This is a genomic window from Pseudomonas sp. TZ252, assembly GCF_056110345.1.
The window spans coordinates 342,151-357,688 of sequence record NZ_CM148566.1; the positions used below are offsets into that span (position 1 = coordinate 342,151).

The 15,538-nt window shown below is 65.5% G+C and carries 11 protein-coding genes; all 11 read right to left on the reverse strand.

Annotated features, from left to right (window positions below):
* Positions 1–107: 107 nt before the first annotated feature.
* Positions 108–1,529 (reverse strand): sigma-54-dependent response regulator transcription factor FleR, encoded by a 1,422-nt coding sequence (fleR, locus tag ACYAF3_RS01610; RefSeq protein WP_003082202.1) that lies wholly within the window; start codon positions 1,527–1,529, stop codon positions 108–110.
* A 4-nt stretch (positions 1,530–1,533) separates the two neighbouring features.
* Positions 1,534–2,742, reverse strand: coding sequence for a sensor histidine kinase FleS (gene fleS, locus ACYAF3_RS01615; protein ID WP_003082199.1), 1,209 nt, complete (start codon positions 2,740–2,742; stop codon positions 1,534–1,536).
* A gap of 112 nt (positions 2,743–2,854) precedes the next feature.
* Entirely contained in the window at positions 2,855–4,327 is a 1,473-nt protein-coding gene (gene fleQ, locus ACYAF3_RS01620; protein ID WP_003086448.1) for a transcriptional regulator FleQ, read from the reverse strand.
* Between the two features lie 281 nt (positions 4,328–4,608).
* The gene (gene fleP, locus ACYAF3_RS01625) at positions 4,609–4,905 is read right to left on the reverse strand and encodes a pili length/flagellar attachment protein FleP (protein ID WP_003082194.1); all 297 of its coding nucleotides are present in this window, start codon (positions 4,903–4,905) and stop codon (positions 4,609–4,611) included.
* A 22-nt stretch (positions 4,906–4,927) separates the two neighbouring features.
* Positions 4,928–5,308: a flagellar export chaperone FliS gene (fliS, locus tag ACYAF3_RS01630; RefSeq protein ID WP_003082192.1), complete on the reverse strand. Its 381-nt coding sequence runs from the start codon at positions 5,306–5,308 to the stop codon at positions 4,928–4,930.
* Positions 5,309–5,429: 121 nt separating this feature from the next.
* Positions 5,430–6,854: a flagellar filament capping protein FliD gene (gene fliD, locus ACYAF3_RS01635; RefSeq protein WP_023120799.1), complete on the reverse strand. Its 1,425-nt coding sequence runs from the start codon at positions 6,852–6,854 to the stop codon at positions 5,430–5,432.
* Positions 6,855–6,939: 85 nt separating this feature from the next.
* Positions 6,940–7,311, reverse strand: coding sequence for a flagellar protein FlaG (locus ACYAF3_RS01640; protein WP_241382627.1), 372 nt, complete (start codon positions 7,309–7,311; stop codon positions 6,940–6,942).
* Positions 7,312–7,389: 78 nt separating this feature from the next.
* The gene (gene fliC / locus ACYAF3_RS01645; RefSeq protein ID WP_003112503.1) at positions 7,390–8,856 is read right to left on the reverse strand and encodes a B-type flagellin; all 1,467 of its coding nucleotides are present in this window, start codon (positions 8,854–8,856) and stop codon (positions 7,390–7,392) included.
* Positions 8,857–9,216: 360 nt separating this feature from the next.
* Positions 9,217–14,301, reverse strand: a complete 5,085-nt coding sequence (locus ACYAF3_RS01650; protein WP_033982942.1) for a CDP-glycerol glycerophosphotransferase family protein — start codon at positions 14,299–14,301, stop codon at positions 9,217–9,219.
* Positions 14,294–14,956: a phosphocholine cytidylyltransferase family protein gene (locus ACYAF3_RS01655; protein WP_003082180.1), complete on the reverse strand. Its 663-nt coding sequence runs from the start codon at positions 14,954–14,956 to the stop codon at positions 14,294–14,296. The genes ACYAF3_RS01650 and ACYAF3_RS01655 overlap by 8 nt, the downstream gene beginning before the upstream one ends.
* On the reverse strand, positions 14,932–15,534 hold the full coding sequence (locus ACYAF3_RS01660) for an HAD-IB family phosphatase (protein ID WP_003082178.1): 603 nt from the start codon (positions 15,532–15,534) through the stop codon (positions 14,932–14,934). The genes ACYAF3_RS01655 and ACYAF3_RS01660 overlap by 25 nt, the downstream gene beginning before the upstream one ends.
* Positions 15,535–15,538: the final 4 nt, after the last annotated feature.

The window sequence follows — 15,538 nt, forward strand, 5'->3', positions numbered from 1 at the left end:
CCTGCTCCGGTTATCGGCAGGCGCGCACGCTCGAACAGCCCCGGGCGACGACCGGCGGCGGACGCAAAAGGCCCGCACGAGGCGGGCCTGGGGAACATGGCGAGCCCTCAGATGGCGTAGAGATAGGCCTCCACGTCCATCCCCGCGTCGCGCATCTGGGCGAGCTTGTAGCGCAGGGTCCGCGGGCTGATGCCAAGGCGCTCGGCGGCCTCCTTGCGGCGGCCGCGCTCGGTGCGCAGGGTATCGATGATCACCTGGAATTCGCGGCGGCGCAGGTCGTCGCCCAGCGCGCCGCTAGCGTCCTGGCCTGCGGCCGGCGACGGAATCTCGACGCTCGGCGGGGTGGCCGGTGGCATTGCCGGCATGGGCACCGGCACCGGGGCCGCGAGCGGCATGCCGATCGGCGCGGTGAGACACAGGTCGGCGGGCTGGATCAGGCCGCCCTGTTGCAGGATCAACGCACGCTGGATGGCGTTGTCGAGTTCCCGTACGTTGCCCGGCCAGGCATGCCGGACCAGGCACTGGGCGGCCTCGGGGCCGAGCGCCACCGCGCCGAGGTTCATCTTGCGGCTGTGCTTGCGCAGCAGACGCTCGGCCAGCGGCAGGATGTCCGCAGGGCGTTCGCGCAGCGGCCGCCAGGCCAGCGGGAAGACCGACAGGCGATAGTAGAGGTCCTCGCGGAAACGCCCCGCCGCGACTTCCGCCGCGAGGTCGCGGTTGGTCGTGGCAAGCACGCGGATATCCAGGTTGATCGGTTTGCGCGCACCGACCCGCTCCACCTCGCGCTCCTGCAATACGCGCAACAGCTTGGCCTGCAGGCCGAGGGGCATTTCCGATATCTCGTCGAGAAGAATGGTGCCGCCGTCGGCCAGCTCGAACTTGCCGGGCTGGGCGGCAATGGCGCCGGTGAAGGAACCTTTCTCGTGGCCGAACAGGGTGGCCTCGAGCATGTTGTCCGGGATCGCCGCGCAGTTGATCGCGATGAACGGCTTGCCGGCACGCGGCGATTGCTGGTGGATATAGTTGGCCAGGACTTCCTTGCCGGTCCCGGACTCGCCGGAGATCAGCACGGTGGAATCGCTGCGCGCGACCCGCGCGGCCAGTTCCAGCAACTGCCGGCTGGCCGGCTCCAGGGCCACCGGACCATCCTCCTCGCTGCCCGGCAACTGGCCCAGCGCATGGCGTGCCACCAGGTCGAGCAGCGCCCGCGCCTCGAACGGCTTGACCAGGTAGTCGGCGGCGCCCTGGCGCATCGCCTCGACGGCGCGATCGACCGCGCCGTAGGCGGTCATCAGCAACACCGGCAGGTGCGGGTAGCGTGTACGGATCAGGCCGAGCAACTGGTGCCCGTCCATGCCCGGCATGTTCACGTCGCTGATCACCAGGCTGAAGGCTTCGCGGGCCAGGACCGGCAGCGCCGCCTCCGCCGAGTCCACGGCGACGAACTCGTGACCGCCCAGCAGCAGGGTGTCGCTGAGGGCTTCGCGTAGTGCGCGGTCGTCTTCGACCAGCAGGACTTTGGCTGCCATGGGGTTACTCCTGAATCGCAGAAAGAGGCGCCGCCGGAATCAGCGGCAGGATCAAGGTGGCGCAGGTGCCGCGCCCCGGCCGAGAGCGCAACTGCAATTGCCCCTGGTGGGCGCGCGCCACGGCCTTGACCACCGCCAGGCCGAGCCCGGTACCGGTGGTCTTGGTGGTGAAGAAGGGTTCGCCCAGGCGCGCCAGGGTCGCCGGGTCCATACCCGGTCCGTTGTCGCTGACGCTGAGGCGCAGGCTGTCGGCGCGGGCATAGAGATGCACCTTCAGGCGCAGTTCGGGCCCGCAGGCCTGGATCGCGTTCTCCACCAGGTTGAGCACGGTGCCCACCAGGGTGTCGCGATTGCACAGCAGCTCGCCGCCGCGCGCCTCGCACTGCCAACGCACCTGGAGCCCCTGGACATGGACTTCGGCCGCCGCGCGCAGGCTGTCGAACAGCGCCTTCGGCGCCACCCGGTCGGTCAGCGGCAGCTCGCCGCGGGCGAACACCAGCATGTCGCGTACCTGATGCTCCAGTTCGTGCAGGCGCTCCTTCAGGCGCCCGGCGAAGCGTTGCTGCTGGTCGGTCGGCAGCGCCTGCTCGCTGAGGTGCCCGGCATAGAGCAACGCCGCTGACAACGGCGTGCGGATCTGGTGGGCCAGCGAGGCGACCATCCGCCCCAGCGCCGACAGGCGCTCGTGGCGCGCCAGTTGCTCCTGGAGACGGCGGGTATCGGTAAGGTCGTTGAGCAGGATCAGTTGACCCGGTTCGCCGTTCAGCGAGCGGGTGGCGATGGACAGGCGACGTCCGTCGCGCAGGGAAATCTCGTGGCCGTCATCCTCGCGCGGAGCGAAGCAGCGGGCGATCACCTCGCGCCAGAGCATGCCCACCAACGGTTCGCCAAGCAGGCCCAGGGCCGCCGGGTTGGCCTCGCGGACCACACCATGGGCATCGATGACGATGACGCCGCCGGGAAGCAGGTCGAGCAGGCTCTGCAAGCGGTTCGCCAGGCGCTCCTTTTCCGCCAGCTCCTCCATGCGCTGCGCGCTGACCAGGGCCAGTTGCCCTTTCAGCTCGGTAACGCGCTCCTCCAGCAGGCTATAGGACTCGCTGAGCTGGCTGGACATCTGGTTGAACAGCGCGAAGGCCTGCTCGAGGCCGGCGCGGCTGGTGGCCTCGGCCGTATCGGCTGGCTGCTCGGGGAAGGCGTGGAGGGCTGGTTGCATTGCGTTTCTCTCGGTCGGCGCGACGTCATGGTTCTGTCGGTCGACGGAGATATAGCAATACCCGTGCCTAAATTTTTTTCATTTGAAAATCAAAGCGTTGCGAAACGACCTGTCAATCATCCGACAGGTCGTCGTCGCGCCGGCTCATGCCGTACTTGCGCATCTTCTCCACCAGCGTGGTGCGACGGATGCGCAGGCGTTCGGCGGCCCGCGCGACCACTCCGCCGGCGTCGTCGAGGGCCTGCTGGATCAGGCCCTGCTCGAGGTTGGCCAGGTAGTCCTTGAGGTCCAGGCCTTCGGCCGGCAGCATCGCCGGCGCGTCCATTCCCGGCAGCCCGGCGTTGATCGCCGCGCGCTCTTCCAGCTCTTCGCGCAGGCTGCTGGCGAGTTGCTCGTCCTCGTCGTCGACATGGCGGAATTTCTTCGGCAGTTCGCCGACCCCGATCACCCCGTAGGGATGCATGATCGCCAGGCGCTCCACCAGGTTCGCCAGTTCGCGGACGTTGCCCGGCCAGTCGTGGCGGCAGAGCGACATGATCGCTGCCGAGTTGAAGCGGATCGACCCGCGCTTCTCATGCTCCATCCGCGAGATCAGTTCGTTGAGCAGCAGGGCGATGTCTTCCACCCGCTCGCGCAGCGGCGCCATCTCGATGGGGAATACGTTGAGGCGGTAGTAGAGGTCTTCGCGGAAAGTGCCGTCCTCGATCATCTTCTCGAGGTTCTTGTGGGTCGCGGCGATGATCCGCACGTCGACGTTCTGCGTCTTGTTGCTGCCGACCCTTTCGAAGGTGCGCTCCTGCAGCACGCGCAGCAGCTTGACCTGCATCGGCAGCGGCATGTCGCCGATCTCGTCGAGGAACAGGGTGCCGCCGTTGGCCAGCTCGAAACGTCCGGCACGACTGGTGATGGCACCGGTGAAGGCGCCCTTCTCGTGGCCGAACAATTCGCTTTCCAGCAGTTCCGCCGGGATCGCCCCGCAGTTCACCGGGACGAAGGGCCCCTCGCGGCGCTTGGAATGGTAATGCAGGTTGCGCGCCACCACTTCCTTGCCGGTGCCGGACTCGCCGAGGATCAGCACGCTGGCATCGGTATCGGCGACCTGCTGCATCATCTGCCGCACCTGCTGGATCGCCCGGCTGGTGCCGACCAGGCTGCGGAACAGGTTCGGCTCGCGGGAGCGGCCGCGCTCGCGGGCCTGGTCGTACATCTCGCGGTAGACCTGGGCGCGATGCAGGGAGTCGAGCAGCTTGTTGTAGCTGGGCGGCATCTCCAGGCTGGCGAGCACCCGGCGGCGCAGCTCTTCCGGCCAGTCGGCCGGGGCCGGCTCGCCGATCAGCAGGATCGGCAGGTACTCGTCCCAACTGGCCAGCTGCTTCAGCAGCTCTACCGCCCCGCCCTTCGACTCGACGCTGCCGAGCAGCACGCACAGGGCTTCGCGACTGTTGCTCAGGCCCGCCGCTACCTCTCGCCAATCCTCGCTGTTACAGGTCAGCTGATCTTCGCCGAGGAAGTTGAGAATGACTGCCAGGTCGCGACTGCGATCGAGATTGTCGTCAATCAGCAAGAGTTTGGTTTCGCGCCACATTTTGATCAGCTGCCTTGCATCGAATGGGTCTCGCTCGACCCGAAAGAGGGCTGGGACTAATGCCTATTTCTAATAAGCAGCCAGCATTTGGCCACTAGTTAAGTCAAATGTGAACGATTAGTCAATTTTATGGCGTGTTTTTTTTGCTGTTTCCGACAGGGAGAGGCAATAAAAAACCCCTACAGACCGCATGGAAAGCAGTACTGGCAGGGGTTTTGGGGGATATGTAAATTTTTCCGAAAAGCCTTGCGCCAAAGTAACGGCACAAAGCCATGAAAAACTTATCCGAACATCTGGTAGACCTTGGCGCCTTTACTCGCACGCTGCAGACCGGTCAGCTCCGCACCGATCGCTTCGCGCTGCTGCCGGCAAGCGCTGAGCATATCGTTGTACAAGCTGAGCAACTGCTCCAGGCTCACGCGCAAGGCCTGCTCGTCGCGCTCGTCATCATGCATGGCCTGGTCGATCTTGACCTGACAGACCTGATCCAGCTCACCGATGGCATCCCAGTTGCCGGCCTGCAACGCATCGGCCAGGGCGAGTCGGGTTTCATCCAGTTGTTGCGTGGCTTGGCTCATAACCGATCCCTTTACATCTCTTTCAGTGCGAAATACCGTCCCAACCGGACTTCACTTCCAACAACAGGGCGCTGACTTCGTCTAGCAGGCTGGTATCGTTGCTGGTATTGGCCTCGACCAGACGAGCGATCATGTACTCGTAGAGACGATCCAGATTGCCGGCCAGCTCGCCACCACGCTCGCTGTCCAGCGCTTCGCGAAGGCCGCCGATGATGCCGATGGCCTTGCCGATCAGGATCCCCTTTTCCGGGATCTGCTCCCGCTCCATCGCACCACGCGCCTGGGCCAGACGCTCCAGACCACCCTGCATGAGCAGTTGGATCAGACGGTGCGGGTTGGCATCGGAAACCTGAGCCTCGATGCTGACCTGCTGGTATTGCTTCATCGCTTTCATCGCGTACATGGACCGCTCCCAGTGGGCTTCGCTATGACCAAGTTATCGGCAAGGAGCGCGGGAGCTTTACGGTGGGCGGGAGGTTTTTTTGCCGGCGATACGGCCTTGGGCCGCACCGCCAGCCAGCGGATCAGGTCTTCTTGCCGCTGCCGTAAGGCAGGCTGGCGAGGTTGTCCGTGATGCTCTTCTGACGCTTGGTCATTTCATCCTGCATCGCGGAAAGCAGGTTGAACTGAGTGGTCAGTTTCTCCTGCAGCGCCGCCAGCCGCTTGGCCAGATCAGCCTTCTGCGTGTCGACGTTGCTGAGGGTCTTCTGCAAGGTCGTGGTGCGCTGGTCGAGAATCCCCTGGGCGTCGGTGTAGGGCTTCATCTTATCGCCCAGGCGCTTGGCCAGGCCGGTATCGCCGGTGAAGTAGCTGGCAACGCCTTCGAAGTCGGCGCTGATCGCCTTGTCGAGCTTCTTCTCGTCGATCTCCAGCGTACCGTCCTTGGTCGTGGTGATTCCGAGGGCGGCAAGGTTGCGTACGCTGCCGTTCTCGTTGGAGGCGATCAGTTCGCTGCGCATGGTGTTGACCAGCGCACGGACGGAGGCATCGCCGAGCAGAGCACCAGTGACCGGATTCTTGTCTTCGCCGACCTTGGTCACCACGGTCTGTTCGTTGATGAACTTGGTGAGGGTGTTGTAGGCCTCGACGAACTTCTTGACGTTGTCCTTCACCCCGGCATCGTCCCGGGAAACAGTCAGGGTGATCGGCTTGCCGGCTTCGGTGACGGCTTTCACGTCGAAGCTGACGCCGTCAATGACGTCGCTCACGCTGTTGGAGGCGATGCTGCGCTTGAGGCCGTCGACGGTGATTTCACCGTTTGCCGCCTTGGTCACGTAGCCGGCAGCGGCGCCGTCGCTGAGCTTGGGAGCCGTCGCGGGATCGAAGGCCAGTTGACTGAGCGACGTATTGCCGCCGCTGCCGTCATCGCTGACCTCGACCTTGATGTCCTTGCCGTCGCCGGTCTTGGTGCTGCTCAGCACCAGACGCGAGCCGGAGTTGTCGGTAATGATGGTGGCGCTGACGCCCGCTTCCTTGCCGGCCTGATTGATGGCGTCACGCATGCCGGCCAGCGTGTTGTTGCTGGAGTCGACGGTGATCGCCGGCAGCTTGGTGTCGCCGACGGAGATGTTCAGCGTACCGCTGTTGAACTTGGCATTGGCCGGATCGGCGATGGCCTGGAGGGCAATCTTGCTGCTGGTGGCAAGGCTGTTGACCTGGATCTGGTAGGTGCCAGCCCCCGCGCTCTGGGTGGCGCTCGCCTTGAGAATGTCTTCGTTGGAAGACTTGGCGGTGCGCGCCATGAACACAGCATTGCTGTTCAGCGCCGTGAGCGCCGTCTGGAACGCGCTGATCGCACTCTTGAACTGGCCCAGGGCAGTGAGACGAGTAGTGGTGGTCTTCTCCAGGGTGGCGAGCTGGTTGGTCTTAGCCGCGCCCTCCAGGTTCACCATCTTGTTCACCAGATCGGTGTAATCGGTCGAGCCTACTCCTATCGAGATACCGGCCATAATCCATCTCCGTCAAAAAACCGTGCATGTACTGCCCTATCCCTTCGATAGGGCAAGCACCATGCCAAGTCGTTCAACCCGCGCGTCAGGCGCGGGTTTCGAACAGGACACTGCGTACGTCGTCGAGCCGGGCGGCAAGTTTTAGTACTTCTTCGGAAGGGATTTGCCGCACGACTTCGCCCGAGTCACCGTCGATCACCTTGACCACGACCTGGCCAGAGGAGTCGTCGATGCTGAAGTTCAAGTTGCGCTTGACGCTCTGCACGAAAGACTGGATGTCGCTGACGGCGAGCCCCAGGTCATCGCGAGATTCGCTGGCCTCCCGGGAAGCCGTCACTTCCGGCAACGGTTTGCCGCTGCCATCCGCTGCGCTGCGCGGCGCAAAGATATCGCCGCTGGCCTCCAGGGCCCTGCCGGTCTTGAACGTAGAAAGGGAAGTGATATTTCCGACGTCCATTTCTCATGCCTCGCAAAGGGAAAAGGGAGGAAGGGTCACCCCTTCCTCCCAGTACCGCGTGAGTGACCGTTCCCGGGCTTAGCGCAGCAGGCTCAGGACCGCCTGCGGCAGCTGGTTGGCCTGGGCCAGGATCGCGGTACCGGCCTGTTGCAGCACCTGGTTCTTCGACAGCGCCGCGGTTTCGGCAGCGAAGTCGGTGTCCTTGATGCGGCTACGAGCGTTGGTAGCGTTTTCCGAGATGTTGGTCAGGTTGTCGATAGTGTTCTTGAAGCGGTTCTGAACAGCACCGAGGTCAGCACGCTGGGCGTCGATCGCAGCCAGGGCGTTATCGACTACCGCGATGGCGTTCTGGGCGCCGTCGGCAGTGGAGATGTCGACGCTGGCAACGCTGCTCTTCTGCGCGGCGCTGGCGTTGCCGAAGACCTGCGAAGCCTGGGTGCCGGTACCGCTGACCGAGTAGGCGGTCGGCGAGTTCAGTTGCACGTAGCCGGTCACGATGGTGGTGGTAGCGGCAGTACCGGCAGCTACCACGTTCTTGGCGGCCGCTTCGAACTTGCCGTCGGAACCCTGGACCTTCACTGCGACCTGACCGGCAGTAGCGGTACCGGTCTGCGCACCGAACTTGACGTTCTCGCCGGTAGCGGAGGTGATGGTCAGTACACCCTTGTCGTTGATGCTGGCAGTGATGCCCAGCTTCGACGAGTTGGAGTTCAGTTGGTCGGCCAGATCCTGAGTGGAGGTCACGCCTGCCAGGCTCACGGTGTTGCTGCCAACGGTTACGTCGAAGTTCAGCGAACCACCGGTCACGCCGCTGACATCAGCGGTGAACACGGTACGGGCACGAGCCGACAGGTTCGGGATCGCACCGTCCATCTTCTCGGCGATGGCCTTGGCGCTATCGCCGGCGGCGATGGCGATGTTCTTCACCTGACCGCCACCGACCAGGTTGACGGTGCCCGAGGCGATGCCCGAAGCGGTCGCGGTGCCCGCTACGCTGGCGACGGTACCCGCGCCGTTGCTGCCGACCTGGTAAGAACCGATGGCGCTGGCAGAGGCATTCTGCAGGCTGATGTCAATGGTCTCGTAGGCGTTGGAACCGACCTGGAAGCTGGTGGTGCCGAAGGAGCCGTCGAGCAGCTTGCGGCCACCGAAGGTGGTGGTATCGGAGATACGGGTCAGTTCGGCCTGTTGCGCAGCGACTTCTTTCTGCAGGGCGGCACGGTCGGCGTCGCTGTTGGAGCCGTTGGCGGATTGCAGGGCCAGGTCGCGGATACGCTGCAGGATATTGGTGGACTGCTGCAGGGCACCTTCAGCGGTCTGCGCCAGGGAGATGCCGTCGTTGGCGTTGCGGGTGGCAACGTTCAGACCGCTGATCTGGTTGGACAGGCGGTTGGAGATCTGCAGGCCGGCAGCATCGTCCTTGGCACTGTTGATGCGGTAGCCGGTGGTCAGACGCTGCAACGAGGTGTTGAGGTCGTTGGAAGAAGCATTCAGGTTGCGCTGAGTGTTCAGGGAAGCAATGTTCGTGTTGACTGTAAGGGCCATGGTGATTTCCTCCAAAGGACCTATTTCGGTTACCTGAGCTTGCGATCTCTCGGCCTGCTTGCTCAGGTGCCCCAAGAATTCGCGTTCATGGTGTTTATCGGCGTTTCCCGGCGGAGCTTTAGAGAAAAAATCAACATTTTCTTTTTCTCTTCCTCTTCAGTGGGTTACATGCTTCGAAGAGGACTCGCCAATATCGGTCCTGAACCGCCCCCGGTTGGTCCGGCAGAGGGTGGAAGTTCCGACACCCATTGCATCGACCCCCCGGCGATTTTCTTTAGCCCTCCCGTGCAACAGGGCACGCCGGGCATGAAAAAAGGCCGATGGCTTGCGCCACCGGCCTCGTTCGAGAAAACCCCGGATTCAGTCCGGCAGCCAGGCTGCCGCCCATGCCTCGAGATGCGCGCCTTCGAGCATCCAGTCGCGGCGCACCGCCTCGCGCAACTGCGCGCCGGCCGCGGCGTTGGCGTCTGCATCGGCCAGGTGCGCGCGGATCGCCTCCAGCCAGTCCCTGGAACGGTTCTTCACCCGCGTGACCGGGAGACTGTCGCGATAGCAAAGCACGTCGCTGCAGATCACCGGGAAGCCGAGCACGCCGTACTCCAGGAGGCGCAGGTTGCTCTTGCACTCGTTGAAGCGGTTCTGCTCCAACGGCGCCAGGGCGAGATCAAGGTCGAGGCTGGCCAGGTAGGCGGGATAGCGTTCGATCTCCACCCCCGGATGGTATTCGCGCACATAGGGACGCAAGGCATCCGGGCAGAATCCGAAGAACACCCAGTCCACCTCGTCCGCCAGCTCGCGCACGACCTCGGCGATCACCTCGAGATCGCCGCCATGGCCGATCCCGCCGGCCCATCCGACCCGTGGCCGCTCTGCGTCCCGGCGCCGACTGGAAAGGTCGCGCCACCAGGGCAACGGAAGGCGGTTCGGCACGACCCGGATGTCCCCGTGCATGCGCCGGAATGCCTCCGCCAACGGTTCGGTCGAGACCACGAAACGGTCCGCCAGGCCCAGGGCACGACCGAGGATCTGGCGAATGTCGCCGGGCATCTCGGCCCGATGCAGGCTCTTCAGCGGCAGCTCGGGCAGATAGTCGTCCAGTTCGTAGACCCGGAAGGCGCGGTTGAACGACCGCATCCGGGAAATGGCCCGCAACTGCTCTTCGCTGATCTGCCGCTGGAGAATCACGCTGTCGACCTCCAGGCGCTCCAACGCCACCGGCTGCAGGAGCGACTCGCTGAGCATGCCGTCCAGCAGGCCGGCGTCGTGCAGCGCGCGGAACGGCTGACGCACGCGATAGTGGCCACAACCGTAGGGATCGGCAGGATGCGCCAGGACCCGCGGCAGCGGCGACCGTCCGAACAGCGGTTGCCAGGCCGGTACCTCGGGGCGCTCCAGGGCGAACCCGGCCCCCTCCAGGCTGAGATTGCGGTTGTACGCGGGATCCCGCGCCAATGCCGGTAGCCAGCGCCGGTAGAGCGACTCATCGGCCTCCACGGAAGGCAGCTCGACGTTTCCGTTCTGGGCCAGGATCGCATAAGGCGTCCACACGGACAGGTAGCCGAGCTGGCGGGCACGCAGGCTGAAATCGACGTCGGCGTGGCCATGAGCGAAGTCGTTCTCGTCGAAGCCGCCGAGTTCGTCGTGCAGCGAGCGCTTGAACAACAGGCAGGAAGCCGACAGAGCCGTGTGATTCTGGACGACCAGCAGGCGATGCATGTAGCCGGCGCTGTCTCCCGCCTCGCCGGCGAACGCGCGGCCCGCCGTGCCGCCCAGGCCAAGCACCAGGCCCGCCTCGCGGATCGTTCCGTCCAGGCCCAGGAGCTTGCCGCCGACCGCCCCGACCTCCGGGCGGCGGCCGTGGTTGAGCAACTCGCGCAACCAGTCCGGACGAAGGGCCACGACCCCCGCCCCCAACGACAGGAGGAATTCGCCTCGGGCCTCGGCCACGCAGAGGTTGAGGCACCCGGCCAGGCTCGAAGCCTGCGGGCTGAGCACCCGGATCTGCTCGCTCCCCAGTCCCTGGACCGCCTCCAGCCAGGCGGCCATGTCGGGCGCCAGCGGGCCGGAGGCGACCAGCAGCAATTCGTAGGACGGGTAGTCGGTGTTCTCCAGGAAGCTTTCCACGCTGCGCTGGAGAGCGCTCAGGCTGTCTCCCACGGGAAGCAGCAGGGACACTGCCGGCGTCCCCGGATAGTCGTAGGCGATGCGGTTGATCACCGCCAGCCGGCCCGGCTCGATCCGGTGCGGAACCCCGAGGCGGTTCAGGTGCTCGTCGACCACGCTCGCGATGAACGGGCGCACGGCGGCGCTCGCCAGCCATTCTCCGAAGGCGCGAGCGCTGTGGTAGAGGACCTCGGCGAGATGGCCGATACGATCCAGGCCCTCCCGCTCCGCCAGGCGGAACATGAAGTCCTGCAACGCCAGATCGCCGAAGCCTTCCTGCAAGCCGCCCTGCGCCAGCAAGGCGGCACGCTGGAAGGCCAGGGAACGACCGCAGTAGGGGTAGCTGCGCAGAAGGTCGAGGTTGAAGTCGGGCTTCAGCAACGGTGCCTCGTAGCGTCCGTCGCACACATGGTCTTCATCGCTGTAGCAGCACAGCAGCGCGGTTTCCGTACGGATCTTTTCCGCCAGCAGGAGCAACGCGGAACGCGCCAGTTCGTCTCCGGCATGGATGACGATCAGCCAGTCGGCGTCGCTGGCGGCCGCCGCCAGGTTGATCCGCTCGGCGGCGGAACCACCCTCGGCCAGCCACGCCAGGCCCTTGCGCGCAAACGCCGGGGCTCTGCCCAGTATCCGCGTGCGCCAGGCCGGCAAGGCCTGGCCGTCGATGCTCGCCAGGCTGCGCTGGAGGTCTGCGTCCTCGGCCTCCTCGGCAAGCACCAGGACTTCGATCCGCGAGTCGCGTCGCAAAGCGTCGATGAAGGGACGGTAGCGGGCCGGCTCCACTTCGCGCCCGTGCAGCCAGGTCTCGTATTCGCTGCGGAGGTCCTCCCCCGCCTCCGGGCTCGCTGCGCCGGCCGCGAGGGCCGCGCAATAGTCTCCCGGCGCCGGCTGGAACGCGGTCTGGAGCAGCAGGGAGACCGGCGTGGAAACGCCTTCGAAAGCCGGATAGCTGCCGTCGCACTCCAGTTCGATCGTCATGCCACCGCGTTCGTCACCCCGGAACGGCAGGACCAGCGACTTCGCTCGCGCGTCCTCGACGCTCACGCGGCTGAAGAGCTGGCCGTTGAGGCACACGCGCAACTGGAACGGGAAGCGGTCGTAAAGCTGGCTGGCGAAGGGCGTGACCTGCAGGACGACCTGGCGCTGGCGCAGCGGCAGGCCCGACACGCAAGGAACCGCGCGCAGCCGAGCGCGCGCGCAGAGCATATGCACGTCGCCCTGGCGCAACAGTCCCTCTTCGGCGAACAGGTTCAACTGCCCGACGGGCCATTCGACCGGCGCCTCGGCTGCCGCCACGGCGCGCAGCCACAACGGCTGCTCCGCTTCGTCCGGCAGGTCGGCCAGTTCCTCGCGCAACAGCGCGGGCGCCAGCAGACGCCAGGCCGGCTTCGGCTGCAGGCGGGCGAGCAACCTGTGCAGGCGGCGAGCGCTCCAGTCGGTTTCGCCAGCGGGCCCGGCCTCGCGCTCTTCCAACGCCAGCCGGGCATGCCGCAACTGGCCCATGGCGATGGCCGGCAGGAGCGCGCTTACCTGATGCGCGCTGCCCGGCAGCAACTGGCCGTCGTCTTCCACCAGAAGCACCGCCGAAGCCCTGCGTTCGAGCGTGGCAGCCTCCGCGTCGCACCAGGCCCGCCACGAATCGAAGCGCCGCACGTCGGCCGGCAATGCCGCGCCGGACGGAGCGATCAGGTCGATACGGCGATGGGCGAAGCAGGCCGCATAATGTTCGGCCAGTCGCTGCCCGCCATCCGCAGCGGCCCGCGCGTCGAGCACGATCTGCAAGCGCGGCGCCTCGGCGATCGCTGCGGCGACCCTCTGGACGCTGCGTCCGTCGCGAAACCGGCCGTACAGCTGCTGCGTGCGGTTCTCCTGGGTATCGCGACTCTCCGCGTGCCGGGTAAAGGCATTGGCCAGCAGGTCGAGCAGTTGCTCGTCGTCGGCGAACTCCAGTCCGATATCGCGCCAGGCGTTCCCTGGAGCCTCCGGGTTGTAGGCCCAGCGGGCGATCCGCTGTTCGCGGGAGAACAGCAGGATCGGTCGGTCGAGCGTCATGAACTCGAAGATCAGCGAAGAACGGTCCGCCAGCAGAATGTCGGCTTCGGCGAAGCTGGCCGCGATGCTCGCCTCGGGGTCGTCCACCAGAGTGACCAGCGGGTCCGTGCGTGACTGTTCGCGCCAGAGCTTCATGAGGTCGCGGAACAGATCCTTGTCGCTGACGAACGCATGTTCGTGCTGGACGATGGCGGGATGCGGCTTGATGATGATCCGCGACGCGGGATAGACCTTGCGGATCAACGCCACCACACGCTCGCCGAGGTGGACGGCGGCGCTGATCTCGGGGTTGTAGGTGGGGGCGAAGAGGATGGTCGGCGCGTTCTCCGCCGGGGTTCTCGCGGGCAGCCGGAACACCTCGTCGCACCAGGCGTTGCCGGTCAGCAGGAAACCGTTGCGCGGCATCACCGAGGAAGCCAGGGTGTCGTCGATGTCCCAGGCGCTACCGCACAGATAGTCGGCGTAGCGGTAGGTGCCCTCGGCGAATCCGTAGCGGGTGACCGAGCCATGGCGCATGCCGACCAGCAATACGTTGTGCGCATCGCAGTAGTCGCGCCAGAACTCCACCGACCAGCCGTCGGCCACCGCTATCACGTCCGGTTTCCAGGCCATGACTTCATCGATGTCGAGGCTCAGGAGGCTGTCCTCGAAACACTCGGCCAAAGGACGCAACGAGCGGTAGTGGAAAGGCATGTTGCCGTAACAGGCGACCCTCAGGCCCGAGTAGCGCTGCATGCGCGCAACCGCCAGGTCCTGCCGGAACAGTTGCAGCACCCGCTGGCGTCCGCCGTCGTCCGGCGCGCCCAGGTGCAGTTCCGCGACCTGCCGCAAGCCCAGGGAAAGCGCCAGGCGGGCCTGCGCCTGGGGACTCCGGCAAGCGCCTGCGGCGCATACCGAGAGAACCTCCTCCAGCAGCAGCCAGCCGCGATCCTCCAGGCTCTCCACCGCGCGCAGGAGCAGGCGCATGGCCTGCCAGTCGTCCGCCACGCCTCCCACCGCCCCGCCCAGGCAAGCCAGGCGGAAACGCTCGTTGCCAGGCAGCTCGCCAGCGACGGAAGCCTCGACGACCTTGTGTGCGCCCCCGGCGAACGGCGCGCCGTCCAGCCCGGAAACCCAGACCGCGTCCCCCTCCTCCAGCACCGGCAAGACCTGCCGCTGCAGCCAGGCCAATCGTTTCCCGGCATCCCCACCGTCGCGCCGGCCGGGTTCGCTCACGCTGTCCTCAATCATTCAGGTTCCAGTTATTCAGGTGCACGCGCCGCGCCATATCCAGGTCGCTGGCGGTATCGATGTCGAAGGCGTCGAGTTCCTGCGCGGGCAGCGGCAGGTACGGTTCGAGCGCCTGGTACACGTATATCGGCCGGTCCACCACCATGTCCGGCCGGAGAATCGCGATACCCGTCCATTCGTAGGCGTGCTGCGGCTCGCGGGTGAAAGCGGTGACCGCCTCGCCACCCGCATCCAGCAGAACGCGCACGCCATCGCTGGTGGTGTAGCGCGAGACGCCGATCAGGCCCGCCTGCCCGGCGGCGGCGCGGAGAAAGCGTTCGAACGAGCGATTCTCGATGAAGGTGTCGCCATCCACGGCGAGGAAGCGCCGGTCGAGATAACGCGAAACCCGGTGGATACTCTGCAAGGTATTGGTTCGGTCGAAATCGGGGTTGCGCACGATGATCGCGTCCCTGCGCAGGTTGCGCACCTGCTCGATGACCAGTTCCTCCTGAAACCCCACCACGACCCAGACGTTCGGGATCTCCGCCAGGCGCTCGAGGTGCTGGGCCAGCAGCGTCTTGCCACCAACCTCGACCAGGCACTTGGGTTTGTTCAGTCCCAGACGAGAGCCGATGCCCGCCGCGCTGATCACAGCATGTTCAATAGGCGACACAGGGCTTCTCCTTCATGGACCACGAAATCGCTCAGGCCGGTCAGCACCCGGTTCGGCACATGCACTCCGCCGTAGGCCACGCGCAGATCGGCGGCCTCGAACATCGGCACGTCGTTCATCCCTTCGCCGACGGCGACGATGCGCTCGAACTCGCCGCGCAGGGAGGTCACCGCATCGCCCTTGTGGAGGATCTCCTCGACTCCCTCCAGACGTCCGTCGCGCATCCGCGCCCGCGAGGTGAAGCTGCGCACTCCGAGGCGTTCGAGTACCGGCTCGACCCAGAGGTCCAGGTTGCCGGTCACGACGAAGCATTGCCGAGGGCGCGCGGAAATGAACGCCTGGATATGCGGGTCCAGCTCCACCTGCTGACGCAGGGCGCTGTGGATCCACTCCAGGTTCGCGTCGCGCAGCAAGCGGACACGCAGCTTGAAGGATTTGTCGAACGGCAGGAAACCGTCGATGGTGGCCTGGGTCAGCACCTCGATCTCGTCTTCGAGACCGACGGACGACGCGATCAGCGGCAACAGTTCCTGACGGGTCAGGGTTCCATCCAGGTCGAAGCAGTAGGCAGTGCGCACAGAG